The following is a 26,115-nucleotide window of genomic DNA, read 5'->3' as shown; positions in this document are numbered from 1 at the left end:
CCCACCTCCGCACCCGAGACGAGACCGAGTACATGACCCCCAGCTCGCCGGAGCACACCTCCTCTCCCCACGCGACCGACGGCGAACAGGACTTCGCCGACGCGGCCCGGGGGTTCATCGCCCGCCTCGAACCGGGATCCGTCCACGACGCCGACGGCCGCCTCGTCTGGGACGCGGACGCGTACGCGTTCCTCGATGAGGACTGTCCGCCCACCGCTCACCCCTCGCTCTGGCGGCAGAGTCGTCTGGTGGCCCGGCAGGGCCTGTTCGAGGTGGTGCCGGGCGTCTACCAGGTGCGCGGCCTCGACCTCTCCAACATCACGTTCATCGAGGGCCGACGCGGGGTGATCGTCGTCGACCCGCTCATCAGCACGGAGGTGGCCGCGGCCGCCCTCGGCCTCTACCGCTCCCGGCGGGGCGACCGCCCCGTGACCGGGGTCGTCCACACGCACTGCCACGTGGACCACTTCGGCGGGGTGCGCGGCATCATCGACCCCGCCGACGCCGCCTCCGGCCGGGTGCCGGTGATCGCGCCGGCCGGGTTCCTGGAGCACGCGGCGGGCGAGAACGTGATGACCGGCCCGGCCATGGGACGCCGGTCGGGATACATGTACGGCGCCTCGCTGCCCAAGGGTCCCACGGGCCAGATCGGCTGCGGGCTGGGACAGACCACCTCGCTGGGCAGCATCTCCCTGATCGCACCGACCCTCGATGTCACCGCCACCGGCCAGACGGAGACGGTCGACGGCGTACGCATGGTCTTCCAGCTCACCCCCGGCACCGAGGCTCCGGCCGAGATGAACTTCCACCTGCCGGAGTTGCGTGTCCTGTGTGTGGCCGAGAACGCCTGCCACACACTGCACAACGTGCTCACCCTGCGCGGAGCCCTGGTCCGTGACCCCAGCGCCTGGGCGCGCTACCTGACGGAGACGCTCAGCCTGTACGCCGACGACACCGACGTGGTCTTCGCCTCGCACCACTGGCCCACCTGGGGCCAGGACCGGGTGGTGCGGTTCCTGGAGGAGCAGCGGGACGCCTACGCCTTCCTCCACGACCAGTCCGTACGGCTGATCAACGCGGGCCGCACCGGAGCGGAGATCGCGGAGGAACTGCGCTTCCCGCCCGCGCTGGAGCGGGCCTGGCACATCCGTGGTTACTACGGCTCGCTCAGTCACAACGCGAAGGCGGTCTACCAGCGGTACATGGGCTGGTTCGACGGCAACCCCGCCCACTTGTGGCAACACCCTCCACGTGCGGCCGCTGAGCGGTACGTGGCGTTCATGGGCGGTGCGGATGCCGTCGTCGTCAAGGCCCGCGCGTCGTTCGAGGCGGGTGACCTGCGCTGGACCGCGGAGGTACTCAGCCATGTGCTGTTCGCCCAGCCGGACCACGCGGACGCCCGTGACCTGCAGGCCGCCACGTTCGAACAGCTGGGCCACGGGGCGGAGAGCGGCCCGTGGCGCAACTTCTACCTCATGGGTGCCACCGAGCTCCGTGAAGGCGTGGTCGGGACGCCAGGCCGCGGGGCGCCCGACATCGTGGCCGCGCTGACGGTCGAGCAGATCTTCCGGTCCATGGCTGTCCGGATCAACGGCCCTCGGGCGGCGGCGGCCGGCCGGATGCTGCTGCGCTGGGAGATCACCGCCCCGGATCCCGCGTCGTCTGGTGGCCCGTGCGCGACCGAGGCGTGGACCGTACTCCTGTCCAACGGCGCGCTCACCCCGGTCCGCGGCGACGCCCCGCGCGGCGAGGACCCGGATGTGACCGTGCGGCTGCCGCGCACCGTCCTGGACGCCGTGACGAGCAGAGCCACGACTCTCGCCGACGCGATCGCCCGTGGCCTCGCCGAAGTCGAGGGCGACATCCGGGTTCTGCTCACCTTCGGGACACTCTCCGACCGGCCCGACCCGCGCTTCCCGATCGTCACGCCGTAGGACCGCCCGTTGAAGCCCGCCTCCATGGCGAGCTCGATGTCGCGGACCAGCGCCTCGTCGCTCGGGGCCGTCATCAGCCCGTCGGGGTCCCCCCCTGGTCGAGCACGAGGTGCTGGCAGACCGGGCGCCCGTTGATGACGGCCGTCTGGTTCTGCGGGAGAGCACCGAGGGTCCCGCCGGCAGCTGACGTCCGGACGGGCGACGGCGGTCACGGAGTCTCCTCATGGCGGCACAATGGGTGCATGCAGATCCGCGCTGTGGAACCGGACGAACTGCCCGCCCTCCAGGAGATCGAACGGGCCGCCGGGCGGTGTTTCCGGGACATCGGCATGGCCGAGATCGCCGACGACGAGCCCCTCCCGCTCGGCGAGCTCGCCCGGTACCACGACTCCGGACTGGCATGGGTGGCGGCAGACGCTTCAGGTGCCCCGGTCGGCTATCTGATCGCCGACCGTGTCGACGGAAACCTGCACGTCGAGCAGGTGTCGGTGCATCCCGAGAGGGCGCGCCGCGGGATCGGCCGCCTGCTCCTGGACCATCTGGCCGATCACGCCCTGAGCGAGGGAGCGCCCGCCCTGACCCTCACCACCTTCACCGAGGTCGCGTGGAACGCCCCTTACTACGCTCGCTGCGGGTTCCGGCTCTTGGACGATGCCGAGCTCACCCCGGGCCTCCGGCTCATCCGCAGCCGTGAAGCGGCACACGGTCTGGACCGGTGGCCCCGGGCATGTATGCGCCGGGAACTGTGAAGCTGCCGCGTGCTCCGGGCCGCCCAGCCGGCTGCCCGTGCGCCGTGGGCCCGCGCGCGTCCGAGGAGAGCCGCCGATGTCTCACGCGGGACCGTCACGCAGTGCCGGTGGCCGCCGGCCCCTGCCCTGCGCGGACCAGCCGCCAGGCCTCGGTGAAGAGTTCGGGGAGGGTCCCCGGGAGCAGTTCGAAGGCGGTCACCTCGCTCCCGTCGGCGCTCAGCCGCCCACCGACCAGGGGCGCCTTCCACGCTTCCATCGGCGGCAGCGGCTTCTTCGCGTGCGCCCACGGGCCCGGCAGGAACACGCCGCGGCCCGCGCGCGCCCGGCGGTCCTCGACGACCAGCCCGCGTGTCACCAACTCCGCCTCCGCGGCTCGGTGACGCGCCGGTGTCCAGGCGTTCCAGCGCCGTACGTTGCGGTCCGACGGCACGGGGAGCAGCAGGAGCTGGAGGTGGAGGACCGCGGCGTCCTCCGGCAGGTCCAGCGTTTTCGCGACGTCGGCCACCAGGTCAGGAACGCAGGCGCTCGGATCGGACTCGTAGCGGCCCGGGGCCAGGTCGCCGGAAGCGATGCGTGCCATGACCCGGTCGCAGACGCCGTCCGTCAGCCAGTCCAGGCGCCGGCTCCCCCGGCCGCCCCGTATCAGACCCGTGTGCAGGACCCGGGCGGGTGAGTCGCCGCCTGCCAGCACCTTGCGCAGATGACGGACGGTCTCCGGCGCCCCGCCTCGTACGGGGTCCCCGGCGGGAAGGTCCGCGTACGCCCATGCCAGTCCGGTGAAGACGGCGTCGGCGACCGTTTCGGCGTCGTACGCGCCCATGACGTCCCAAGCGGTGCGCAGATGGCGGTACTCGGGCGGGCAGGGCCAGACCCGCAGGTAGAAACCCGGGGGCAGGGTGGCGTCCGCCGGGTCGAGGAACAACTGGCAGAGGTGAGCGGCCGGCATGCGGGTCTGGAGGGCGGCTGCGGCCTGCCAGGTGCTCCACGGTGCGGACGGACGGGCTCCGTGCTGCCGTGTCCAGGCGGTGGCGGTGTGTTCCGCGACCCGGACCAGTCCGCCCGGCTCCCACAGGTCGTCGGGGTCCTCCGGCAGGACGTCCGCGAGCAGGGCCAGCCGTTCGTCGTCGTGCAGGGCCGACAACTCGGCCCGCGCCGATTCGAGTTCGCCGGCCTTGAAGCCGTAGACCCCGCGTTCGTGTTCGTCGACGAACGGGGTGTGGTAGCCGCCCGCACCAGGGTTTCCCGCCAGCACGAGAGCGGCAGCGGGACGGCTCATGCCCGTCGCCTCGCTCAGAGCCAGGACCGCCTCCACGTCCCAGGGGAACGGGCCGCGTTCACGGACAAGGCGCACGAGACGCAGCAACTGCTCCGAGGTGCCCCATCCCCGGTGGCAGTCCTCCACGTGAAGGGGTTCCTCGGGGCGCGGCGCGGCCTCGCCGCCGGGGAAGACCGCCTCGAAGTAGTGTGTCCTGCGGGCGGCAGGCAGATGCAGGCCGAACGAGGCCCCCTGGTCGTCGCGCACGGTGAACGAGGTCGTGCCGCTGAGCCGGCCCAGCCGGAATCGGTACGCCGGGTCGGTGAACGGCGTGCGCGCCCACATCTCCAGGAAGTCCAGCAGCACCTCGCGGCGCTCCGGCCTGGTCGCGGGCGCCGCCGCGCGCAGTGCGAGTGCTCCAGGGCGCCCTATGAGTTCCGTCCAGCTGCCCGCCGCGGGCGGGCGGACCTCCCGTGCTCCGGGCTCGGGTGCCCAACTGCCCTCGATGTAGCAGCCGATGCGCTCGATCTCGGCGAAGGAGTCGTGGCTCCAGGTGCCCAGGGCCCCGACAAGTCCTTGCAGGGCGGGGGAGGTGGCGTGACCACTCCATGTGCGCGATGGGCCGGGCACAGCCGAACCGTTCTTGTCCATGCCTCCGATCATGACGGGTGCCACTGACAACTGGCCGCGTCGGCCCGGCTCCTACGCCCCCGGCAGCTCCGGCCGGGGGCGGGCGCAACTTGCTCCTGCCAACCGTCCGCGTCCGTGACGTCGAAGAACCTCATCTGCCGCTGCGGCAGGCCGTCGCTCTTCGCCGCCGCCGGCTCAGTGTGCGTGGCGTTCCGCGGCAGCATGCCACCAGCCCGGCGGGCTCTGACCGCCGGCCGCCGAACTCGGCTGGTCCGGGTGCAGGCCCAGGCGACGCAGGACATCAGCATCGACGTGGACGGCGAACCAGCCGTGCCAGTGACCGTCGGAGCCGATGCCGCAGGCCAGGTCGAAGTAGATCTCGTCCGAAGCGAATAGCATCCAGTCGATGCCCCGCTCCCGAAGTCAAGCTCGCACGGCGGCTTTCGGGTGCAGACACCCGGGGGGTGTTCTCGTAGCTCGCGACGGTGACCCAGCCGGAAGTCGGAGTGCCCACGCTGACCAGCGTGCCCGCCAACACCACTCTGGTCAAAGGCATTCCGCCGAAGGCGAAGTCGAACCCCCACGAGCGCCGCCGCGAGCCCTCCTGCTCACCTCGGTGCCGGGTCCGCAGCACGCAGGCCCCCCACCCGGACGAGGCAGGCGGCGCCCACACAGCAGTGTGACGGAGGCGAGACAGGACGCCGTCAGGAGCGCGGTCACGTCCGAGGAGTGAGCACCCCGCAGCGAGGTGCCGGTCTGGATTCCGAGGACGACTCCCCCGGGGCCCTTCTGTGCCGGTCCGAGCGCGGAGGTGCGCTGGATCACGGCGGTGTCGAGACCGGGAGTCAGGGTGAGCCGCCCTACGACGAGGACGAAGGGCCACAGCGCGGTGTCGTCCGCCATGGAAGCGCCCCTACGACACGCCTGTGGCGGACCCGCCCACGAACGGTGGCGAGGTCACAGGCGACCTGCGCGTGTAGCCCGTTCGGGGGATTTCCGCTCGCCCGGGAATAGCGGGCACCAGGCGCTGTTGATCACACCATGACTTCTGAGACGCGCAAGGCATTCGGACGGGTCGGTATCTGGAGCAGCGCCCTGCACTGGTCGCGGGTCGACGACGCGGGCAGGAAGGCGATCGCGGAGGCGGCTGCAGAGCTGGAGGAGCTGAAGTACGGGGCTCTCTGGATCGGGGGCAACCCCTCGCCCGACGACGCCGCGGCGCTGGTCGCCGCCACTCGCACGGTGACGGTCGCCACCGGCATCCTGAGCATCTGGGACCACACCGCCGAGGAGGTGACGGCAGGCTTCGCGGCCATCGAGTCGAGTGCGCGGGGCCGGTTCGTCCTGGGCCTCGGGGTCAGTCACGGCCCGATGGTGCCGCAGTACGCGAAGCCGTACAGCGCCATGGTGAGCTATCTCGACGCGCTCGACGCCGCCGCCCCGCCGGTGGATGCCGGGCGACGGGTTCTCGCGGCCCTGGGCCCGAAGATGCTGAAGCTCGCGACCGACCGGGCGCTCGGAGCGCACCCGTATCTCGTCACCACCGAACACACGGCGGAGGCACGCGAGGCACTCGGTCCCGACGCGCTGCTCGCCCCGGAGTTGTCGGTGGTGCTCGACACGGATCTCGACCGGGCCCGGACGACCGCGAGGAACATGCTGTCGATGTACCTCCAGTTGCCGAACTACACCGACAATCTGCTGCGTCTGGGGTTCACGGAGAGCGACTTCGAGGGTGGCGGCAGCGTTCGTCTCCTCGACGCCCTCTTCGCCCTGGGCGACGTCGACCGTGTGCGGGCCCGTGCACAGGCGTACTTCGACGCCGGCGCCGACCACGTCGCCCTCCAGGTCCTCACCGCCGAGGAGGGCGGCAGCGGCCTGCCGCGTACCGAATGGCGGGCGCTGGCCGAGGCGTTCGCCGACACGCGCTAGAGCGGGAGGACCTCGGGAGGGCTCGGGATCGCCTCCCCTCCCGGCGCGCCCGCAAACGCCGGAGCCGCGGGCGCCCCGCGCCACGGCTCCGGCCGGGGCAGAGAGCAGGGCCTGCGGCTCCGGTCAGGACAGAGCAGGGCAGTTCAAGTCACCCGGTTCGTACGCCCTCGATGAATCGGCCGGCCAGGGCGGGCACAGCGGGTGAGCCCCTCAGGCGGCGACCACGCCGAGGCGGTGCGGGTGGGCCGGATACACACCGAGGACGCGCACCTCGGAGGAGAAGAAGCGCAGCTCGTTGAGGGCGAGGTCGACCCGGGGATCGTCGGGGTGCCCCTCGATCTCGACGTAGAAGTGGCTCGCGTTCAGCCCGGCGCCCATCTGGTAGCTCTCGATCTTGGTGAGGTTCACGGCGCTGCTCGCGAACCCGCCGAGGGCCTTGTAGAGGGCGCTCGGGATGTTGCGCACGCTGAAGAAGAGGCTCGTCATCGTGGGCTCGCCAGTGTCCGGTGCGATGACGGCCTCGCGGGAGAGTACGACGAATCGCGTCGTGTTGTCCGGGTCGTCCTCGACACCCGCCTGCAGCACGTCCAAGCCGTGCAGCCGGGCCGCCGCGGGCGGAGCGAGCGCCGCGTGCCGCGGATCGCCGAGCTCGGCGATCTCACGCGCCGCGCCGGCCGTGTCGTCGGTGACAAGGGTGCGCCAGCCGCCTGCACGCAGGACCTTGCGGCACTGTCCGAGGGCGTGCACATGGCTGCGTACGCATTCCACGTCCTCAGGGGTCGAGCCGGGGACCCCCATGAGGTCGAAGCGAATGGCGAGGAAGTGCTCGGCGACGATGAAGAGGCCTGACTCGGGGAGCAGGTGATGCACGTCCGCGACGCGCCCGGCGGCCGAGTTGTCGACCGGGATCACCGCGAGGTCAGCCGTTCCCAGCGTGACGGCGTCCAGCGCCTGCTCGAAACCGGTACAGGGCAGTTCAGTGCATTCTGGGTACAGGAACCGGGCGGCCGTCGCCGAATTCGAGCCGGGCTCGCCCTGATATGCGACGGTCGTCGTCACCGTGTTTCGCCTTCCACCGTGCTGATCGCGTCCTCAACGGCGGAAGATCCACCGAAACCGCGTGCACTCCAGTATCGGGGGTGCGAGCCGGACGGGGTGCAGCAGGGTGGGAGTGAAGCAGGTCGTAGCGGCGGCGTGCGCGGCTCGGTTCGCGGCGGCCGGCCCCTTCGGCCCGGCTGCATGTGCTCGCGCGCCGTCCTGGTCGAGGAGGTCACGGCCGGATCCCGGGCCACGACCACGAACGCGGTCCTCGATGTCACCGGCCGCCCACCGCGCACGTGGGCGAGTTCCTGGCCGCCGGCCCGGCCCCCCTGCGGACGGTCGCCGTGACACCCTCACGCTGAACGCACCAGGGCGGGCGGCTCCGGCATGCCCCGGCAGATTCGGGGGTGGCCGGGGTCCCCCTCGGACCGCGCTGGGGCCCACCCCTGGTCTGGAGCAGCAGAGCGCCACCGGCCGCAGCCGAGGCGAGGCGCCCGTCGCGACCGGTGGCGGACCGGGTCAGGAGAGGTTCTTCTGCTCCACGTCCCAGGCGGTGGAGCACATCCCGCAGTTCGGCCCCACGAACTCCGCCCGGGCGGCGGCGTCGCCCTTCAGCTGCCACTTGAGCCAGTTGACACCGACCCGTCCGAACTCACCGCCGTTCGGCTCGGCGTAGGTGCCGTAGTGACCGACGTCCAGGTTGCCGGAGAACGCCGGCAGGCCGGCGGGGAGCCTGTCCCAGTCGTCGGCGGCGTTCTCGTACGCGATGTCGTCCGGCCCACCGATGAAATACGCGATCGGCGCGTGCAGGCGGGGCAGCTGGAACCACTTGTCGAGCCTGCTCATCAGACCGCTGTTCCACATCACCGTCGTGTCGATACGCGGATCGTCGGCCACCTCCATGGTCTCCAGCCCGCCGCACGACTGGCCCATGACAGCGATCTTCGACGTGTCGATCCTGCCTCTGAACCTGCTGCCCGGGTCGCTGTTCGCCTTCACCGCCCAGTCCACCGCCTCGATGAGCATGTCCGACGACGTCTGGCCGGAGCCACCGGGTACTCCGTTGGCGATGACGAGGAACCCGTGCGAGGCGAACTCCGTCAGGATGTTCTCGAACCAGGTGCCGTCCGCCCGGCACGCGCCGTTGCCCCAGGCCACGAGGGGCAGCTTCTCTCCGGCCGGCAGGACGTCAGGACGGTAGACGGTGTGGCCCGGCAGGCCCGCGACGGTCTCGTAGCCCGCGGTGTAGGGCCCCGTGCCTCCTGCCGCACCGGCCTCGGCGTCCGCCCCTGCCGCCGACGCCGGCGCGAGTAACACCATGGCGAGCAGAGCCGTCGCCGCGCCCGCGACGCGGCGCATCATCCGCTTCATTCGTGTTCCACCTCCTGGATCCGGAAATCCTGTCGGTCGAGCACGCTAGGCACGGATGGAGGGTGCGTCATCCGCCCGGCCGGAACACCGGTGAAAGTACCGATCGCCGCATGTCCGGGGCCGCCGCATGTCCCGGGAGGCCGGACGGAACGCCGTGGCAGGCGGACAGTTCAGGGGCTGTCCGCCTGCCACGCCCAACGCTCCCGGTCCCCGGCCACGGGTCCGTACACGGCGCGGCCTCCCGCACCGAACCTCCCCAGTTCCGTGCCGAGCGCCGCGCCCACCGCGAGGCGCTCCTCGGGCCAGCCGGTCACGTCCAGGAGCAGCCCGTCCAGCGGGCCTGCGACCAGCTCCACGTAGACGTGACCGGGCCGGGGGCCTGGATCGGGGTCGTCGTGGTCGGCGCCGTAGACGCGGCGTCGCATCAGTTCGTCCATGGCTACAGCATCACAGCCACCACTGACAATGGGCTGCCGTGCGCCTTCCGGCGCCCCTGCGGGCTGTCATCCCCGGCTGGGCGGGCGCCAGACCGTGAAGTCACTGATCCTGAAGTGACTGGTGACCGTCCGGAACGCGAAGTGGCCGCTGGTGTACGGGTCGGGGTCCTGGTGGTCGAACACCAGCCGGCCGTTGTTCCACCACTGCACGGTCGGGCCGTCGGAGACGATGCGGACCCGGTTGGGCTCGTTGGCCGTCAGCAGCGGGGCGGTGTAGTCGAGCAGAAGGGGACGGTTACCCGCCTCGCCGACGTAACGGCGCAACCGGGACGTGGTGTTCGCGTTCGCGCCGTAGCCGACGTAGTAGGTCTTCAGATGGTCGTACTCCGCGAGGGCACCGCCTCGTTCGGTGCCGAAGATGTCGCCGGGCGAGCGTACGTCCGTGGCGTTCCAGAAGTTGTTGAGGTCGGACACCCGGTCGTTGACTCCACCGGCCGACACGGCGGTGGCCGTGTACTCGATCTCGTACGGCCCGCTCAGCCTTCGGTCGAACCACACCGTGGCTCCGCCCGGTACGTCGATGTCGAGGACGCCGTCCTCGGCGGTCACGCTCCCGCCGTCCTGGAGTTCGGCGGTCCACCGGCCGGTACCGGCGCGGAAGGTGTCGCCCGCGATCGGTGTCCAGGCACGGCCGGGTCCGGTGTCGGTGCGGATCGCGGGCCGGGGCGGATTCTTGGAACCGTAGCCCAGGTAGTAGTCCGTGAACGTGGACTGGAGATAGCCGCGCACGGTCCAGCCGAGGCGGTAGGCCGGGTTCTGGGCGAGGGTGTAGAGGCGGGTGGTGGTGGGCTCGGTGGTGGTGTAGAGGCGCAGGGCCGTGTGGTCGGCGGTCTCCGCCAGGATCTCCTCACGCCAGTCGCCCAGGATGTCGCCGTAGAAGGGGGTGGCGTTGCGGGCGCCAGCCGTGACTCCGGCCGGTTCGAAGACACGGCGGCTGGTCTCCGTGGCGGGGTGCCACTTCTCCACGTACGTACTGTCGAGGAGTTCGGCTCCCTTGTCCCCGTCCCACCAGATGCGGAAGTTGACGCTGGGGGTGGTCCCGGAGACCTTGCCGTCCTCGACGTTGCGCACGCCCGCGCCGGGCGCGGTGACGTCGGCGGTCGAGGTCCAGTATTCGAGCCCCTTGTGACGGGGGTCGATGTCGGCGGTGGTGCCCCGGCCGACGTCGAGGTCGGCCTCCCCGGCGGGGTCGGCGGGGTGCTCCCCCGTCACGAGCCGCTCACCGGTGTCCGCGTCGTAGTAGTACCAGGGGAATCGGGACACGACGCCGAGTTCCGACTGCTGGATCGCGAAGCCTTCCAGGCCGGGTCTGGCCGGATCCAGATCGGCGATGTGGAATCGGTCGCCGTGGCCTGCACCGTCGACGACGTAACGGAGGGTCCCGTCGCTGTTGACGGCGTAGTTGCCGTCTGCGATGTCGTCCTTGCCGTCCTGGTCGACGTCGACGGTCCGGATCTGGTGGAAGCTCGTGGCACCACTGCCGGCCGGCACGACGTACTTCCAGTGGGGCTTCAGAGTGCGGCCGTCGAAGTCCCAGGTCTGGATGAGCGTGCGGAAGGCCCCGCGTTTGGCGCCCACGCGAGTGACGAGCTTGGTCACCAGACTGGGGCGGACGCCGTCGAGGTAGGCGATGCCGAACTGGCCGCCGGAGGGCCCGTCGGCGGTGAAGTCGCCTGGCACGGGCTGCCGGGTGCGCTCAGCACCGGTGGCTCCGTCGACGACGGAGACGAACTGCTCGGCGGGCGACGCCGCCCGGACGGTGCTTCCGTCGGCGAAGGTGGTGCCGTCCGCCGTGTGGACCAGCACCTCCGCCTTCCCGTCGCTGTCGAGGTCGTAGACGGTCACGTTGTCGTCGTTGCGGAACCCGCCGATGGCGGTGGAGCCGCTGATCGCCGCCGGGGCCGGGTCGTTGGCCCCGTTGCCGGGTGCCTGGGTGTACGAGCCGGGTCCCTGGTCGACACGCCACAGCCGCTCGCCGGTGAGGGTGTAGGCCTCCAGGAGATCCGGGCGGTCCCGCGTGCCGGACAGCCGGCTCACCACCAGCTCGTAACGGCCGTCGCCGTCGAGGTCTCCGGGCCAGGCGTGCTGCACGGTGTACCCGTCGGCCTCCGCCAGCGGTATCTCCGCGTACCCCTTCCCGAAGTCCAGGGCCCCGCCGCTCGCCTTCCTCTCACGGCCGTCCACGACCGCCCGCACCGTGTAGGCGCCGTGCCCGCGGCCGTTGTCCTGGTACGTGGTGGAGGAGGTGACGGGCCGGTGGTTGAGCCGCTTGCCGCCCCGGTAGACGTTGAAGGCGATGTCTGAGCCGTACTCGGTGCCGAGCAGGCGCCAGCTCAGGAACGTGCCCCGCCCCGAGGGGACGGCGACGAGACCCCGGTCGAGGTTCTCCACCAACCGGCGGGACTGCGCCTCTGCGGGCCGCCCGTTCTCGTGGGCGGTGGCCGGTGAGGCCTGTACGGACGGGGCGGAGAGCAGGCCGGCGAGAGCGGCCACGGCGCTCACCGCCGCGGTTCTGCGACGTCCTGGTCGGACGGGGAGCATGACGGTTCCTCCGAAGCTGTGAAAGCGCTGTCTACGAAGATCCACACTGCGGCCGGAGCAGCCCGCTGTCGATGCCTTCCGGCACGCTGCCACGCGACCGCAATGCGCGGCACATGCGGCCGTCACGCGTCCGGCACATCCGGCTGCGGGGGGGCGGTTCCGCAGGCGCGACCAGCCCGTTTCCCGCACACCCGCTACCGCCCGAGGGGCGGTCCCAGGCATCGCCGCCGCCATGTGACAGCGTGGAGGTCGCGCCCGCCGGATCACCGGATGTGGTTCCCCGTCACGGACGGGCGCGGCCCGAGACGAAGGAGAGAACATGTCGAAGCCGCCGCTCCCCGACGCAGCCGTCGCCATGCTGCGTAAGCCCAATCCGGCCGTCATCGCCACCTTGCGCGCGGACGGTCAGCCGGTGTCCACGGCCACCTGGTATCTCTGGGACGACGGCCGCGTCCTGGTCAACATGGACGAAGGCCGCAAGCGGCTCGACCATCTGCGCCGGGACGCCCGCGTCACCCTGACCGTGCTGGACGACTCCGACTGGTACACCCATGTGAGCCTGATCGGGCACGTGGCCGAGATGCGGGACGACGAGGGCCTTGCCGGCATCGACCGGCTGTCCCAGCACTACCTCGGCCAGCCGTACGCACAGCGCGACCGTGTCCGCGTCAACGCCTGGATCGAGATCGACCGCTGGCACGGATGGGGCGGTTTCCGGGACAGCTCCCAGGCGGCGACGTAGGACCGGCGCCCGGCGCGGCGAGCGGGCCTCGCCTCGGCATGCCTGACCTTGCGTGAGGAGACGACCTGGCGGATATGAGCCCCTGCGGGGTTCGTCTTCGGCGAGGCTTCCGGGTCACGGAACACCGGTCGGCGCCGCGCCGTCCTCGCCGGTGTTCCGTGCAGTACCGCGGGAGATCAGAACGGCCGGGCGGCGTGCTCGTCGAGGATCTTCCGCGCGGCCTGCACGAGGGGTGCGTTTGCCTCTGCGGCCGAGCCGTCGGGCAAGGTCAGCACGTCCTCCAGACCGATCCTCGTGTCCAGCCCCAGGCCGGCCGCCGCTCGCAGGACGGGCCAGGCCCCACCGTCTTCACCGTGCAGCAGCAGAGGCACCCTGGGACCGCCCCGCAGCTCCCCTACCAAAGTCACGGCTGTAGCCGCTGCCGTGAGCGGATCGGTATCGGTCACCTCGGCCAGCACCCGCAGCACCCGATGGGCCGCGGGCCAGGCACGGAAACGCCGGGCGCCATCGGTGCCCGACCAGACACCGGCCTCGACACCGATCCCACGTTCCAGCAGCACACCAGCCACCGCTCCGGCGCCTTCTTCGTGCCAGTTCACCGAGGCGTGGTCAGGCAGAACCGTCCAGGACCGGATCAGGTCGGCCCGCTTCCCCGGATCCGATTCCGCCCAGGCTCCGGTGGTGACTCCGACCCGTACGCCCTTCGGCACGGCGGCGCGCACCGCGCTCACCGCCTCACCTACTGCCCTGGGATCCAGCGAATCAAGACCATCGGCCCCTCTGGGGTGCAGGTGCACATCCTCCGCTCCTGCGCCCACGGCGCGTACGGCCTCGGTTGCCAACTCCCCTGGCGTCACGGGGATACCACGGCTCTCGCCCCGCCTCCGCACTCCGTTCAAGCACACTTGCAGCATGGACCGAACACTGCCGAACGCCTGGTCGGGCGGCAAGCGGGGTCACCACTGTTCGACGTCTTGGGGAATCCGTGGGAGCTCTCACGCGCACAGGGCCGCGAGGCCCGGATCACCCGGGAGGAGCAGTCCCCGCAGGCAAAGCTGCGGCATGCGGCGTGCGGCAGGGCAATCGGGCACAGTGTGGGCCTCGATGGCGTTTCCCCGTGCGTTCCGACAGCTTCCTGGGCGACGGTTGGACCTCCTTCGGACTCCGTCGCGGCGCATGGCTCACTTCCCCGACCGCCACGACGAGGACCATTCGTCCGGCCAGGCGCACAAGCGCCGCTCAGAGGAGGCTCCATGAACTGGACACTCGAGGTCATCCCCGTCCCCGTCACCGACATGGACCGGGCAAAGGCCTTCTACACCGAGAAGGCCGGCTTCACGCTGGACCTCGACGACGAGGTCGCCCCCGGCATGCGCATCATCCAGCTGACACCGCCGGGCTCACGCTGTTCCGTCGCCATGCTCCAGGGCATGCCCCCGGCGCCCGGCATGAGGACCATGGCCCCGGGCACGCTCCAGGGGCTCCAGGTCTGCGTGACGGACATCGAGGCGGCGCGCAAGGAACTGGTGGGCCGCGGGGTGGACGTCTCCCCCATCCGGCACATGGGGGCGACGGGATGGGAAGAGGGGAAGGGCGACACCTGGAACTCCTTCATGTCCTTCGACGACCCCGACGGCAACGGCTGGGTGGTCCAGGAGGCTCCTTCGGAGCTGTCGGAGCGCTGACGCTCCCGGGGAGGCCGTCCGGCAGATGCCGGACGGCCTCCCCTGTGCTCGGGTCAGGCGTAGGAGTCGAAGGGGATTCCGGCCGGTTCGGCTTTCTCCAGATGGCCCGCGAAGTTGCCGTCCTTGAGGCCGAAGACGGCGCTGCCGAAGTCGGCCTGGCTCAGCCTGTCCCGCAGGCCGGCCGGGTAGCCGTTCCAACCGACGAGGCTGGGGTAGCGCCAGTCGTGGTAGTGGTTCTCCGGCGGTTCGTCGTTGGAGCCGGCGGGGCGGAAGCAGTGGGTGCTCAAGCCGTCCTTGTGGTAAACGATCTTGGGATGGGTTCCGTCCCACCGGATCGCATCGGCGCTGTAGGTGTCGAAGTCGCCGTGTGCGGAGGTGGATACGTATCGGGCCACGTTGTTCTGTGTCCACACCACGACGTGTTCCCAGTCGTGCCGGTGGCCGCCGAGTCCGCTGCCTGCGACGGCCTGATCCTTCTCGAAGTACAGCCCGTACATGACCGCGCACCAGCCGTTGTTGCACTTGGAGCGCGCGTAACCGTTGGTGTTGTCCAGATCCTCGATGTCTCGGCAACTGCCGTTCACCGCACCGGTCGTGTTGAGTCCGGTGGCTATGGTGCCGTCCGGACCGATGGCGGGCGTCGGATAGCAGCCGTCGGTGTCGTAGTCGTACGCGGGCTGGAAGGTCTGCTCCAGCCCGTCCGCGTTCGCCGGCAGTGCGCGGGGCGGGGCGGCGAAGGCGCTGCTCGCGGATGCGACGACCAGTGCGACGGCACCGGCGACGACGAGCGACGTCCTGCGGATCGGGGCTCTGCTTCTCACTGTGTCCTCCCGGTCGGCGCGTGGTGGGGTCACGCGACTACGCATGGCATGCCCACAGCAAGAACGTCGAACACCGGTACGTGACCTTCGTTCCGCGCCAGAACGCGGACCCTCCTACCGCGTGGCGCCCCCACGCCCCCCGGGCGCGCCGACGGCAGCCGCGACGCCGGGCGTGCCGGTCTGGGCGTTCCGGCCCGGCCGCAGGGTCCAGGGCACCGGTTCGGTGTTCGTCAGCCACCCGTCGGCGATCAGCCGCCGGATGACGAAGATCCGCAGGTCGCGGGACATCTTGCCCCACCCCATGCCCGTGCAGAACTGCTTGACGGAGGGTCCGTGACCGTGCGACGCCCGGAAGGCGGCGGCGAACCGGGCTGCGGAAGGCCCCTGTTCGGGGAACTTGGCCTCCCAGACGCCGTAGGCCGTACGCACCTTCTCCCCGAACTGGGCGGGTACGGGCTTGCGCATGAAGGCCTCGGACACCCTGGCGGTGGCCAACGAACATTCGGGGCATTTCTCCACCGCCTCCACGTGCCGCCGCAGAGCGACGCTCACCCCGGCCTTCCACTCGTCCCAGCTCGGTGGCTCCTCCACGGCCACGACTTCCGCCCGGGGCGCGATGTCCACCACGGGGCGCATACCCGCCAGATGGCGCACGGCGTCGCCCAGCAGATAGCGGTTCCCGTCCGTCTCCCGCAGGAACCCCTTGGCCGACAACTCCGGCACAGCCGCCAGGCAGTCGGCCGGCAACGCCGGGGGCAGGGTGCCGTACTCGTCGGCCGGCCCGTGCGCGGCGAGGAAGAGGGCCGCCAGCCGTGCGGCGGTCGATGTTTTCCTGACGGGCTTGGCGGACAGGGTCCTGCTGGTCCATCCCGAGACCCGGGACCGCATCACCTTGCCGAACGGCAGCCGCCCCTCGGCGAGTTCAGGCACGGCGATCGGCACGGGGGTGACGAGGTCGTCACCGAAGAGAGCCTCCTGCCCCCGCCAGCCCAGGGCCGTGACAGCGGTGAGCGCACCCTCCGGGTCGGCCAGCCGCAGGGAGCGCAGATCCTGACCGGTGAGATTGCCGACCCCGCTCCGGGCGGCCCGGATGGAGACGACCACCGCGAGGAGCTGCGCGTCGGCTCCCGTCAGCGGCAACGAGGCGACGTAGGCCAGGAGCTCCCGGGCCGCCACCCCCTGCCGGGGCGTCAGCAGGAAGGCGAACGGCTTCACCGCCGGTGAGGCCGGAGCGGGCGGCGAGCTCGGAGAGGAAGAAGGCACGCCCTGTACAACGCGCGGGAGGAGCTGAAGTCACCGTTCGTACTTACATACGAGCACAGCACGGGCCGAGACAGGGGGACGGTCAGGAGTGGGCCGGCGTCGCACTGCGAATGGCCCTCCCCCTCAGGCCCTGCCACCGCGGCCGATATCGTCGCCCCATGACCGTCATCGAGCGCCTTCGCCCCGATCACGCTCCCGCGCTGCTCGCCTTCGAACGGGAGAATCGCGCGTACTTCGCCGCTTCCGTCCCGGACCGGGGGGACGACTTCTTCTCCGGTTTCGACGCCAGGCACACCGAGCTGCTGGCCGAACAGGAGGCCGGGATGCACCACTTCCACGTCCTGACGGACGGCAAGGGAGCGGTGCTGGGGCGGGTCAACCTGGTCGACGTCGAGAACGGTTCCGCCGAGCTCGGGTACCGCATCGCGCAGCGGGCCGCGGGCCGGGGACTCGCCACCTCGGCAGTGCGCGACGTGTGCGCACTGGCCGCCGACGACTACGGGCTGACCGAGCTCAAGGCCAGAACGACGCTGGACAACCACGGCTCCCTGGCCGTGCTCGCCCGGACGGGGTTCGTGGAGGCGGGCACCCTCACCCTGATGGACAGGCCCGGCCTCCGGTTCGTCCGGAGCCTGGTGGACGCCGGCCACTGAGCCCGTCCGGGCCGTCGGCTGCGCCGGGACGCACATCGGTGGCGCACCGCGATGCGGCCCGCCACCGATGCTCCGTCGGTCCCGTGATCAGTTCTCGTCGGTCTGCTCGTCGATGATCGTGCCCTTCACCGCGTCCACGTCGAAGGTGGTCTTGTTGTAGCCCTTGGAGACCACGTCGACCTTCCAGACCAGAACCTGGCTGTCGTTCTCATCGAGGGCCATCGACGTGACCCAGCCCTCCTGCCTCTTCGTAGCGGCCTTGGCGGCCTGCTGGGGCGTCTGCGTCGCCTTGGCGATCTGGGCCGCGAGCTCCTGCTTGTCCGCGTCGGTCTGATCCTCGTCCGGTGCGAAATCGATGACGTCACCGGAGACCGCGTCGATGGTCACGTTGTGCGCGGTGCCGTCCTTCTCGACGACCTCCGCGATCCACTTCGGGCTGTCGGTGCTGCCACTCGGACTCGGGCTGGCCTCCGGGCTGGGGCTCCCCGTGCCGGTCGGGCTGCCGGTCGGGCTGCCGGTCGGGCTCGGACTGCCGCTCGCGTCGTCGTCATCGTCGAGGCCCTCGAGGTCGAGGTCGGTCAGCTTGCCACCGGACACCTCACCGACCGCGGTCGTGGCGGCCTTGTCGAAGGTGACCTTGACGCTGGAAAGCAGTTCCTTGCGCTGGGTCTGCTCCTCGGCCAGCTGCGCCGTCGCTGAGGGGCTGCCGGAGGGGCTCGTCGTCTGGTTCGGAAGGACCTTCGCAGCCTCGGAGGTCGCCGCGGCAGTCTTGTCGCCGCTGTCCTGACCGCAACCGGTCACGAGAGTGGCGGCAAGGGCGGCGGCGCACAGGGCGCCGCCGGCAACGCGGAGCCGGCGGGCACGCGAAGAGACGGTCTTGTTTCGGCGGGGGTCAAATCTCATGCTTGTATGCCTAGCCGTCCGTGCGAACAGTCATGTTGTCCGACCGGTGGGTGTCACCCGATCGACGGTGACGTCCGCCCATTCGGCGTGTCGTGCGCCTGCGGCCCGTTAGCGCGATCCAGGCGTGGGCGCGAAGGCGAATGACGCCGGTTCGGCAGAACCGGCGTCATTCGCGTAGGCGTGGTAGCGGCGTCAGGCGGTCAGCTGCACCTCGGTCGTCGCCGGCGTCAGCGACCCCGCGGAGGGGACCGCCCGCAGCTGCGCCGCAGCGGCGGCCAGCGCGTCGGGCACGGTCCTGGTCCCGGTGGTGACGCAGAGCGTGTAGGAGACGTCGTCGAGCTTGCGGCTGCTCTCGGAATTACCCAGCCGCGCATGGGCACTTCGCAGTGCCTCGTAGCGCTTGACGAGATTGCGCAGCGTTGCGGGATTGGCCATCAGCATGGCAGTTCCTCTCCACAGGGCGGCCGGGAGCCCGTGGGCCCCGCGCCGACGATGTCCGATCGCGCCGGCGGTCCCGCCTGGCGTCACGGGCGGCCGTGCGAAGCTGTCAGCACGCGTCCGATCCCTTGCAGATGATGGTCGCCCCACCTCACCCATTCCGCATCCGGAGTCACGTACGGTCACACGTACGGGCTCACGGAGCGGCGTCCGCCCGGGTGAGAAACAATGGAAAGTCAAGGGCGGCCGACGCTGCCGCGCCTGCCCGGCAGGGAGGTCGACATGGATTATCCGGAAAGCTATGAGCTCATGTTCCAGGCGGGCGGCGCCGAGGACGATGTCGTCGTGGTGCACCTCACAGCCCGCTCCGGCGCGGGCGGTTACCCGGTGTACGAGGACGAGACCGGAATCGTGCGTGCCGAGATCAGTGAGCGCGGCGAGGTCCGCATGCTGGCGAGCGGCGGTCACCAGGTACTGGGCGCGCCGCTGCGCGCCCGGCCTCTGAGCGGGCCCGCAGCCACGCAGCGTCCACACTGAAGGACCGGACCGACGCCTCACAAGCCTGCCGCGCGGCTCCTTCGCGCGGCTCCTTCGCGCGTCTCCTGAAGTCCGTCTGCGCCCATCTTCCGTCCGAACGTGTTTACTTTCCGGAGATGCGCCCGTAGTCTGCTCGCGAAACCACAGACTCGGGCATGAAACGGAAACGTAACCACATGTACGCACCGGAGCGGCAGCAGGAGATCCTCCGCATCGCCGGCGAGAGCGGACGGGTCGATGTGCTGTCCCTGGCCGAACAGTTCCAGGTGACCGCCGAGACCGTGCGGCGTGATCTCAAGGCGCTCGACCGGGCAGGGCTGCTGCGTCGCGTGCACGGCGGAGCCATTCCGGCCGGGCGGCTCGGATTCGAGCCGGATCTCGCCGAACGCGACACCGTGGCCGCCGACGAGAAGGACCGCATCGCGGCCGTCGCCCTGGGTGAACTCCCGGCCGAGGGCAACATCATCATCGACGCCGGCACCACGACCGTCAGGCTGGCCTCCGCCGTGCCGATCGACTCCCGCCTCACCGTGGTCACCCATGCCCTGCCCGTCGCCGCCCGCCTCTCCGACCACCCGGGCATCGCCCTGCACCTGGTAGGCGGCCGGGTCAGGCACCGCACCCGCGCGGCCGTCGACGCCTGGGCCCTGAGCGCGTATGCCGAGATCAACGCCGACGTCGTCTTCCTGGCGACCAACGGTTTCTCGCCCGAGGGAGGCCTGACCACTCCTGATCTGGCCGAAGCCGCGGTGAAACGCGCCGTCATCGCGGCGGCCCGCCGGGTGGTGCTCCTCGCCGACTCGGGGAAGTCCGGCCAGGAGCACTTCGCGCGCTTCGGAGACCTGTCCCAAGTCGACCTGCTCGTCACCGATACGGGACTGAGCCCCGAGGACGCCCGGGCCATCGAGAGCCAGGGCACGGAAGTAGTACGCGCATGATCCTCACCGTCACCCCCAATCCGAGCCTGGACCGGACGTACGAGCTGCCGGGACTCATCCGCGGCGCCGTCCTGCGGGCCACCGGCGACCGGGTCGATCCCGGTGGCAAGGGCGTCAACGTGTCCCGCGCGGTCGCCGCCGCCGGGCACCGCACCGTGGCCGTCGCACCGCTGGGCGGTCCCGAGGGCGCGTTGCTCGCCCGGCTCCTCGGCGAGCACGGCATCGAGGCCGCAGGCGTGCCGATCGCGGGCAGCACCCGTATCAACATCACCCTCGTCGAGCCCGACGGCACGCTCACCAAGGTGAACGCGGCGGGACCGGAGATCACCCCGGCCGAGGCGGAGGCCCTGCTGGACACCGTCCGGTCGCGGTCGGCGGGGGCGGACTGGATCGCCTGCTGCGGCAGCCTGCCGCGCGGACTGCCGCCGCGCTGGTATGCGGAGCTGGTCGCCCGCAGTCACCGTTCGGGGGTCCGGATCGCCCTCGACACCTCCGGTGCCGCGCTGCTCGCCGCGCTTCCGGAGCGGCCGGATGTGATCAAGCCGAACACACAGGAGCTCGCCGAGGCGGTCGGCCGTCCGCTCGCGACGGTCGGTGACGCGCTCAAGGCCGCGCAGGAGCTGTGCGAGCTCGGGGCGCGTTCGGTGCTCGCCAGTCTGGGCGCCGCGGGACAGTTGCTGGTGGAGCGATCGGGAGCGTATTTCGCCAGCGCCCGGGTGGACGCCGTCCGCAGCGACGTCGGGGCGGGGGACGCCTCACTCGCGGGCTTCCTGTCCGCCGGCGGCACGGGCCGGGCGGCCCTCGCCGCCGCGGTGGCGCACGGCGCCGCAGCCGTGCAGCTGCCCGGAAGCCTCATGCCGGCACCCGCCGACCTCGATCCGTCCGCGGTGGTCACCACAGCGGACATTCCCGTGGACCTGGCTCTGACGGAGCAGGCCCCGTGACCGCCCCGTGCACGGCCGGTCGTACGACTCCCCCATCCCCCGCCCCGTCCCCGGGACGGTCAACGAGCAAGGAGCCCCGCGATGAGTGAGCTGATCACCGCGGAACTGGTCGATCTCGACCTGCCCGCCGAGACGAAGAGCGAGGCCGCCCGTTCACTGGCGGGCCGGATGGTCGCGTCCGGCCGCGTCACGGACCTCGACGGCTTTCTCGCCGACGTGGCAGCGCGTGAGGCCCAGATGCCGACAGGTCTGGACGGAGGCATCGGCATCCCGCACTGCCGGAGCGAGCATGTCACCGCACCGACGCTGGCGTTCGGCCGCAGCGCCCGTGGCATCGACTTCGGCGCGCCGGACGGTCCCGCGGACCTGATCTTCCTGATCGCCGCTCCCGCGGGGGCGGACGACGACCACCTCACCATCCTGTCGAGCCTCGCCCGGCGCCTCATGGACCCCGAGTTCACCGGCGCACTGCGGGCGGAGAGCGACCCGGCGACCGCCGCGGCCCTGATCCGCGGCGACCGGGCTCCCGCCGCCGGGACACCGGAATCCGGGCCCGAGGCCGCGGAAGCCGGGGCGGCAGAGTGGGACATCACGGATCCGGAGGCCACCGAGCCGTTCCGGATCGTCGCCGTCACGTCCTGTCCGACCGGCATCGCGCACACCTACATGGCAGCGGAGTCGCTGGAAGCCGCCGCACGCGCCGCGGGCGTCCAGCTGAGCGTCGAGACCCAGGGATCCGCCGGCTTCGAGAGGCTGGATCCGGCGGTCATCGCCTCGGCGGACGCGGTCATCTGGGCGCACGACGTGGAGGTGCGCGAGAAGGCGCGGTTCGGCGGCAAGCCGGTCGTCGACACCGGCGTGAAGGCCGGGATCAACAGGCCGGCCGAACTCATCGCGGAGGCCAGGCGCAAGGCCGAGCGGGGCGAGATCAGCCGGATCGCGGACGACGGCGAAGGCTCGGGAACAGGCGGGTCGGACACGGCTTCCGCGCACTTCGGTGTCCGGCTGCGGACATATCTGATGTCCGGTGTCAGCTACATGGTGCCGTTCGTCGCGGCGGGAGGGCTTCTCATAGCCCTGTCGTTCGCCATCGGCGGCTACGAGATCGCGAGTGCGAAATCGGTGGCCGACCACTTCGTGTGGGGTGAGGCGGACAGCTGGGCCGCGCTGCTCAACCAGATCGGCAGTGCCGCCTTCGGCTTCCTGGTCCCGGTGCTCGCCGGGTACATCGCCTACGGGATGGCGGACCGTCCGGCACTCGTACCGGGATTCGTGGGCGGCGCCATCGCCCTGACGATCGACGCCGGCTTCCTCGGCGGCCTGGTCGCCGGGCTGCTCGCGGGCGCGGTGGTGATGGCGATCCAGCGGGTCCATGTGCATCCCACACTGCGCGGCATCATGCCGGTCCTGGTGATCCCGTTGCTCGCCTCGGCGGCGGTGGGCTTCCTGATGTTCATCGTGGTCGGCAAGCCGATCGCCTCGCTCCAGAACGCTCTGACCGACTGGCTGAACGGCCTGTCGGGCTCCAACGCGGTCATCCTGGGCGTCGTGCTCGGCCTGATGATGTGTTTCGACATGGGGGGCCCGCTGAACAAGGTGGCGTACGCCTTCGCGGTCGGCGGCCTGGCCGACCCGACCCCGGGCAGCCTCAAGGTCATGGCCGCGGTGATGGCCGCCGGCATGGTGCCTCCGCTGGCGATGGCCCTCGCCACCGCCGTGCGCGGGAAGCTGTTCACCCGGACCGAGCGCGAGAACGGCAGGGCCGCCTGGGTCCTGGGGGCGTCCTTCATCTCCGAGGGCGCGATCCCGTTCGCCGCGGCCGACCCCCTGCGGGTGATCCCGTCCGTGATGGCCGGTGGCGCGGTGACCGGCGCGCTGTCCATGGCCTTCGGATGCTCGCTGCGGGCCCCGCACGGGGGCGTGTTCGTCGTCCCGCTCATCGGCGAACCGTTCCTGTACCTCCTTGCCGTCGCCGCCGGGACGGGGGTCTCCACCGCCTTGGTCGTCGCCCTCAAGGGCATGCGGCGCGGTCCCGACACCGCCGTACCCGCCCCCGCCGCAAAGACCGAAGTCCCCGCCGCGGTGTGACGGCCGCCAGGGCCCCGTTCCTTGCCTCGTGTCCCCGTATCCCGTCAGCGAAGAACCCCAGTCACACAGGAGTGACCCATGTATCAGCGCACCGTCGCCGTCGGTTCCCGAAGCGGCCTGCACGCCCGCCCGGCCTCGCTCTTCGTCCAGGCGGCCACCCGCCTGCCCGTCCCCGTGACCGTCGCGCGCGACGGCCGTGACCCTGTCGATGCCCGGAGCATGCTCTCGGTCCTCTCCCTGGCCGCGCAGCACGGCGATCTGCTCGTGCTGTCCGCTGTCGGCGAAGGCGCGCCCGAAGCGGTCGACGAGCTGGCTAGCCTTCTGGCCGAGGATCACGACGGGAAGGGTTGAGGCGGGCCGACATGGAGACCTGGGATCCGGCGGGCGCGGGGGTACTGCGGCTGCCTTCAGGGCGGACGGTGCGGGGGCGTGGCCTCCGCGACCCGCTCCCCGAAGGCCTCACGCCCGCCTTCGCCGTCCATCTCCTGGGCAGCCCGCCGCCCCCGGTGCCCTGGGAGTCGAGGTGGCTGCGCTGGCCCGATTTCCGTCTGCCGTCCGACCGCGCCGCCGCCCGGACCGTGCTCCGGGAGGTGTGGGACCGTGCTCCGTACGAGCGGCTGGAGGTCGCGTGCGCGGGCGGCAGAGGACGGACCGGCACGGCCCTGGCGTGCCTGGCCGTGCTGGACGGTGTCCCGGCGGATGAAGCGGTCTCCTTCGTCCGTCGGCACTACCACCCCAGGGCCGTGGAGACCCCGTGGCAGCGGCGCTACGTGGTGCGCTTCGCGGAAGGCTGACGCGCTCGCCCAACGCCCGTCGGGGTGACGTCACTCCACCGCGTGCGGAACCGGAACCGTGGCTCCGCCGCCGGCGCGTACGGCCTCGACGACTCTCTGGTGGAAGGCCCGGCTCTCTTCCTCGGAAGGACACGGCACGGGACTGCCGGCCAGTGTGAACCAGTCCGAAGCGCCGCTGTACTGCACGGCGACTTCTGCCTGCCCTTCGGTCCATGTCGTGTGTACGGTCAGATCACCGCTCACGACGCCTACCTCTTCGGTGCGCACTCCGCCGGTTCCCGCGAAGACACCGAGGGTAGTCCACGATGCCCAGTTCATGACGCGTCGCCTTTCGGAGACAATGACAAGCCTGTCAAGCGGACTTGCCTCTGAGTATGGCACCGCGACCCATCACCCGCACGGGTGTGCCCGGCAGTATCCGGCCGGTGACGCCGGGCCACCGGTCACGGGTGCATGGAGGCCCCTTTGACGATCTTGTCCACGGCGTTCCGCGGCCCGTACACCGCAAGGCCCACCAGGTCCAGCGCGTCGCGCGGCACGGCCCGGACGGCCGCCCTGTTGGCCTTGTCATGACCCGTCATGAACAGGTCGGAGGTGAAAACGGCGGTCGTCGCGCCCCGGCCCACCGCCCGGGTGTGCGCCGTCGCCAGCAGTTCCTTGGACCCGGCGAACACGAGGACGGGCTGGCGAAACATGGGCAGGTAGGGGGTGTCGTCGGCGTCGGCATACGGTTCGCCGATCACCTCGGGCACCTGGGTGCCGAGCCCGCTGACGAGGAAGGCCGTGACGTTGAGTCGCTGCCAGGTCTCCAGGTCGTCACGGAGCAGTACGGCGATCTTGGTGTCGAAGCGTACGGGTGCGTTGTCGTCGGTCATGGCGAAAGCCTGCCGGGGAGGGGAGCCCGCAGTCTTGTACGAACTTTGCACGCCGGAGCCCTCGGACGCTCTTGTAGGCTTCAGGCCATGGGTGCACGTCCGGACATCACCGCGTGGCGTCCGCGGGTCGAGGGAATCGACGAGGTCTTCCACGCCCACTTCGCTGACCACGCCTACCCCATGCACACGCACGACGCGTGGACGCTGCTCATCGTCGACGAGGGCATGGTCCGCTACGACCTGGACCGCCATGAACACGGGGCGCCGAGCTCGGTGGTGACGCTGCTGCCGCCGCACGTGCCGCACAACGGCGACGCCGCCACCCCCGAGGGCTTCCGGAAGCGTGTCCTGTACCTCAACACCTCGCAGATCGACGCGGACCTCGTCGGGCGCGCGGTGGACAGTCCGGTCCTGCACGATCCGCGGCTACGGCACCGTGTCGACCAGTTGCACCGGTCGCTGGAGCGGCCGGGGGAAGAGCTGGAGGCGCAGAGCCGTCTCGCGTTCGTGTCCGAACGCCTCGCCCACCATCTGCGCGACGATTTCACCGCCCCGCCTGCTCCCGGCGGCCGGATCGCCCACCGGCTCCGGGACCTGCTCGACGAGCACATCGTGGAAGGGCTGACCCTCAGCGAGGCGGCGGAGCGTCTGCACTCCCACCACACCCATCTGGTACGGGCCTTCAGCCAGGAGTTCGGCATGGCCCCGCACCAGTACCTGACGGCACGTCGGGTCGATCTGGCCCGCCGCCTGCTGCTCGGGGGGATGCGCGCGCCGGAAGTGGCTGCCTCGTCGGGCTTCTACGATCAGTCCCACTTCTCCCGGCACTTCAAGCGGGTGGTCGGCACCACTCCCGGGCACTACGCGCGCGCCGGAGCCGCCGTTCAGCGGCGCTCCAGCGCCCCGCGCACGAACGCGGCCTGACCCGCGTGCTGGAGGTCGTCGGCGATCACGCTGACCAGCCTCACCCCCAGGGTGACGGGAGGTGACCACGCCTCGTCGACGACGCGTTCCAGGGCGCGGCCGTCAAGTCCCCGTACGAAGTCGAGGGTCCGTGCGTGCACGGCGTCGAAGTAGTCGAGGAGCAGGCCGGCGGAGGTCACCCGCACGGACCCCACCTGCGCGCTGCTGTGCCCGTAACCGGTCGAGCCCTTCTCCAGCGGCAGTTCGAAGCGGGAGGCCCAGTCCTGCGCGAACCAGATCTGCTCCGTGCCCGCCGCGTCGGCGACGTGGTCGTCCTGGACCCGGGTGAGGTGCCAGACGAGCCAGGCGATCGAGTTGGCGTCGTCGTCGAGCCGGGCGTTGAGGTCCTCCGGCGGGAGGTCTTCGACGGCGGCGTGCACCGCTTCATGGATGCGTTCGAACGCATCGGCGAGAATGCCAGCACTGTTCATACGACCACCATGGCCGGTCACCCGGCGGGCCCCCGGCTCCGACACGCGGCCCTCGTGGTCCCCTGGCGGGTGCCTGCACGGTGCCGCGTC

The 26,115-nt window shown here is 71.0% G+C and carries 27 protein-coding genes and 2 pseudogenes; 14 read left to right on the top strand and 15 right to left on the bottom strand.

The features are described from left to right. The first annotated feature begins 32 nt into the window (after positions 1 to 32). Complete coding sequence (locus ABZY45_RS12705) at positions 33 to 1,934, top strand: alkyl sulfatase dimerization domain-containing protein (protein WP_356739092.1); 1,902 nt, start codon at positions 33 to 35, stop codon at positions 1,932 to 1,934. A 242-nt stretch (positions 1,935 to 2,176) separates the two neighbouring features. Then, positions 2,177 to 2,683: a GNAT family N-acetyltransferase gene (locus ABZY45_RS12700; RefSeq protein WP_356739090.1), complete on the top strand. Its 507-nt coding sequence runs from the start codon at positions 2,177 to 2,179 to the stop codon at positions 2,681 to 2,683. A 94-nt stretch (positions 2,684 to 2,777) separates the two neighbouring features. On the opposite strand, the gene ABZY45_RS12695 is transcribed toward ABZY45_RS12700, so the two are convergent. Then, positions 2,778 to 4,589 carry a hypothetical protein gene (locus ABZY45_RS12695; RefSeq protein WP_356739088.1) on the bottom strand — a complete coding sequence of 604 codons (1,812 nt, stop codon included), beginning with the start codon at positions 4,587 to 4,589 and terminating at the stop codon, positions 2,778 to 2,780. A 174-nt stretch (positions 4,590 to 4,763) separates the two neighbouring features. Continuing rightward, positions 4,764 to 4,967, bottom strand: coding sequence for a hypothetical protein (locus tag ABZY45_RS12690; RefSeq protein WP_356739086.1), 204 nt, complete (start codon positions 4,965 to 4,967; stop codon positions 4,764 to 4,766). Positions 4,968 to 5,053: 86 nt separating this feature from the next. On the opposite strand from ABZY45_RS12690, the gene ABZY45_RS12685 reads away from it, so the two are divergent. Both ABZY45_RS12685 and ABZY45_RS12680 read left to right on the top strand, forming a co-directional pair. Further along, positions 5,054 to 5,251, top strand: a complete 198-nt coding sequence (locus tag ABZY45_RS12685) for a hypothetical protein (protein ID WP_356739084.1) — start codon at positions 5,054 to 5,056, stop codon at positions 5,249 to 5,251. A 358-nt stretch (positions 5,252 to 5,609) separates the two neighbouring features. Beyond that, positions 5,610 to 6,500, top strand: a complete 891-nt coding sequence (locus ABZY45_RS12680; RefSeq protein ID WP_356739082.1) for an LLM class F420-dependent oxidoreductase — start codon at positions 5,610 to 5,612, stop codon at positions 6,498 to 6,500. Positions 6,501 to 6,710: 210 nt separating this feature from the next. Here the strand turns inward: ABZY45_RS12680 and ABZY45_RS12675 are convergent, their stop codons facing one another. From ABZY45_RS12675 to ABZY45_RS12655, 5 genes and pseudogenes are all read right to left on the bottom strand, one after another. Continuing rightward, complete coding sequence (locus ABZY45_RS12675; protein WP_356739080.1) at positions 6,711 to 7,559, bottom strand: prephenate dehydratase; 849 nt, start codon at positions 7,557 to 7,559, stop codon at positions 6,711 to 6,713. Between the two features lie 501 nt (positions 7,560 to 8,060). Then, positions 8,061 to 8,912 (bottom strand): hypothetical protein, encoded by an 852-nt coding sequence (locus tag ABZY45_RS12670; RefSeq protein ID WP_356739078.1) that lies wholly within the window; start codon positions 8,910 to 8,912, stop codon positions 8,061 to 8,063. Between the two features lie 170 nt (positions 8,913 to 9,082). Beyond that, complete coding sequence (locus ABZY45_RS12665; protein WP_356739076.1) at positions 9,083 to 9,349, bottom strand: hypothetical protein; 267 nt, start codon at positions 9,347 to 9,349, stop codon at positions 9,083 to 9,085. A gap of 66 nt (positions 9,350 to 9,415) precedes the next feature. After that, positions 9,416 to 10,024, bottom strand: a pseudogene (locus ABZY45_RS12660) (DUF6250 domain-containing protein); the annotation flags it as partial. A gap of 54 nt (positions 10,025 to 10,078) precedes the next feature. After that, positions 10,079 to 11,950: pseudogene (locus tag ABZY45_RS12655) on the bottom strand (hypothetical protein); the annotation flags it as partial. Between the two features lie 319 nt (positions 11,951 to 12,269). Here ABZY45_RS12655 and ABZY45_RS12650 point away from each other — a divergent pair. After that, entirely contained in the window at positions 12,270 to 12,692 is a 423-nt protein-coding gene (locus tag ABZY45_RS12650; RefSeq protein ID WP_356739074.1) for a PPOX class F420-dependent oxidoreductase, read from the top strand. 176 nt (positions 12,693 to 12,868) lie between these two features. On the opposite strand, the gene ABZY45_RS12645 is transcribed toward ABZY45_RS12650, so the two are convergent. Then, the gene (locus ABZY45_RS12645) at positions 12,869 to 13,606 is read right to left on the bottom strand and encodes a 3-keto-5-aminohexanoate cleavage protein (RefSeq protein WP_356739072.1); all 738 of its coding nucleotides are present in this window, start codon (positions 13,604 to 13,606) and stop codon (positions 12,869 to 12,871) included. A 339-nt stretch (positions 13,607 to 13,945) separates the two neighbouring features. Between ABZY45_RS12645 and ABZY45_RS12640 the strand changes: the two genes are divergently transcribed. Beyond that, a complete protein-coding gene (locus ABZY45_RS12640) occupies positions 13,946 to 14,377 on the top strand; it encodes a VOC family protein (RefSeq protein ID WP_356739070.1) in 432 nt (143 codons plus the stop codon). A gap of 53 nt (positions 14,378 to 14,430) precedes the next feature. On the opposite strand, the gene ABZY45_RS12635 is transcribed toward ABZY45_RS12640, so the two are convergent. Next, entirely contained in the window at positions 14,431 to 15,198 is a 768-nt protein-coding gene (locus tag ABZY45_RS12635) for an NPP1 family protein (RefSeq protein ID WP_356739068.1), read from the bottom strand. A 114-nt stretch (positions 15,199 to 15,312) separates the two neighbouring features. Next, the gene (locus ABZY45_RS12630; protein ID WP_356739066.1) at positions 15,313 to 16,461 is read right to left on the bottom strand and encodes a hypothetical protein; all 1,149 of its coding nucleotides are present in this window, start codon (positions 16,459 to 16,461) and stop codon (positions 15,313 to 15,315) included. Positions 16,462 to 16,619: 158 nt separating this feature from the next. Here ABZY45_RS12630 and ABZY45_RS12625 point away from each other — a divergent pair, with 158 nt between their 5' ends. Beyond that, a complete protein-coding gene (locus tag ABZY45_RS12625; protein WP_356739061.1) occupies positions 16,620 to 17,114 on the top strand; it encodes a GNAT family N-acetyltransferase in 495 nt (164 codons plus the stop codon). Positions 17,115 to 17,201: 87 nt separating this feature from the next. On the opposite strand, the gene ABZY45_RS12620 is transcribed toward ABZY45_RS12625, so the two are convergent. Together ABZY45_RS12620 and ABZY45_RS12615 are read right to left on the bottom strand one after the other, a co-directional pair. Continuing rightward, positions 17,202 to 18,017 carry a PepSY domain-containing protein gene (locus ABZY45_RS12620; protein WP_356739059.1) on the bottom strand — a complete coding sequence of 272 codons (816 nt, stop codon included), beginning with the start codon at positions 18,015 to 18,017 and terminating at the stop codon, positions 17,202 to 17,204. Between the two features lie 192 nt (positions 18,018 to 18,209). Then, a complete protein-coding gene (locus tag ABZY45_RS12615) occupies positions 18,210 to 18,458 on the bottom strand; it encodes a DUF5133 domain-containing protein (RefSeq protein WP_356739056.1) in 249 nt (82 codons plus the stop codon). 279 nt (positions 18,459 to 18,737) lie between these two features. Here ABZY45_RS12615 and ABZY45_RS12610 point away from each other — a divergent pair, with 279 nt between their 5' ends. The 6 genes from ABZY45_RS12610 (at position 18,738) to ABZY45_RS12585 (ending at position 23,756) form a co-directional block, all read left to right on the top strand. Beyond that, entirely contained in the window at positions 18,738 to 18,992 is a 255-nt protein-coding gene (locus tag ABZY45_RS12610) for a DUF6296 family protein (RefSeq protein ID WP_356739054.1), read from the top strand. 176 nt (positions 18,993 to 19,168) lie between these two features. Further along, positions 19,169 to 19,930 (top strand): DeoR/GlpR family DNA-binding transcription regulator, encoded by a 762-nt coding sequence (locus tag ABZY45_RS12605; protein ID WP_356739683.1) that lies wholly within the window; start codon positions 19,169 to 19,171, stop codon positions 19,928 to 19,930. After that, entirely contained in the window at positions 19,927 to 20,874 is a 948-nt protein-coding gene (pfkB, locus tag ABZY45_RS12600) for a 1-phosphofructokinase (RefSeq protein WP_356739052.1), read from the top strand. The genes ABZY45_RS12605 and pfkB overlap by 4 nt, the downstream gene beginning before the upstream one ends. 81 nt (positions 20,875 to 20,955) lie before the next feature. Beyond that, positions 20,956 to 22,962, top strand: coding sequence for a fructose-specific PTS transporter subunit EIIC (locus ABZY45_RS12595; RefSeq protein ID WP_356739050.1), 2,007 nt, complete (start codon positions 20,956 to 20,958; stop codon positions 22,960 to 22,962). A 78-nt stretch (positions 22,963 to 23,040) separates the two neighbouring features. After that, the gene (locus ABZY45_RS12590; protein WP_356739048.1) at positions 23,041 to 23,313 is read left to right on the top strand and encodes an HPr family phosphocarrier protein; all 273 of its coding nucleotides are present in this window, start codon (positions 23,041 to 23,043) and stop codon (positions 23,311 to 23,313) included. A gap of 11 nt (positions 23,314 to 23,324) precedes the next feature. Beyond that, on the top strand, positions 23,325 to 23,756 hold the full coding sequence (locus tag ABZY45_RS12585) for a protein-tyrosine phosphatase family protein (RefSeq protein WP_356739046.1): 432 nt from the start codon (positions 23,325 to 23,327) through the stop codon (positions 23,754 to 23,756). A gap of 30 nt (positions 23,757 to 23,786) precedes the next feature. On the opposite strand, the gene ABZY45_RS12580 is transcribed toward ABZY45_RS12585, so the two are convergent. Both ABZY45_RS12580 and ABZY45_RS12575 read right to left on the bottom strand, forming a co-directional pair. Further along, positions 23,787 to 24,074 (bottom strand): hypothetical protein, encoded by a 288-nt coding sequence (locus ABZY45_RS12580; protein WP_356739044.1) that lies wholly within the window; start codon positions 24,072 to 24,074, stop codon positions 23,787 to 23,789. Positions 24,075 to 24,199: 125 nt separating this feature from the next. After that, positions 24,200 to 24,631, bottom strand: a complete 432-nt coding sequence (locus ABZY45_RS12575) for a DUF2000 domain-containing protein (protein WP_356739042.1) — start codon at positions 24,629 to 24,631, stop codon at positions 24,200 to 24,202. Between the two features lie 87 nt (positions 24,632 to 24,718). Between ABZY45_RS12575 and ABZY45_RS12570 the strand changes: the two genes are divergently transcribed. Then, positions 24,719 to 25,555: an AraC family transcriptional regulator gene (locus ABZY45_RS12570; protein WP_356739040.1), complete on the top strand. Its 837-nt coding sequence runs from the start codon at positions 24,719 to 24,721 to the stop codon at positions 25,553 to 25,555. On the opposite strand, the gene ABZY45_RS12565 is transcribed toward ABZY45_RS12570, so the two are convergent. Then, positions 25,516 to 26,025, bottom strand: coding sequence for a DUF664 domain-containing protein (locus tag ABZY45_RS12565; RefSeq protein WP_356739038.1), 510 nt, complete (start codon positions 26,023 to 26,025; stop codon positions 25,516 to 25,518). The two genes, ABZY45_RS12570 and ABZY45_RS12565, sit on opposite strands and share 40 nt — an antisense overlap. Positions 26,026 to 26,115 lie beyond the last annotated feature (90 nt).

Source organism: Streptomyces sp. NPDC006516, from assembly GCF_040611875.1.
In the GTDB taxonomy this organism is placed as follows: domain Bacteria; phylum Actinomycetota; class Actinomycetes; order Streptomycetales; family Streptomycetaceae; genus Streptomyces.
The sequence above is the reverse complement of the archived record's forward strand: the minus strand, read 5'-3'. Positions and strand labels throughout refer to the sequence as shown.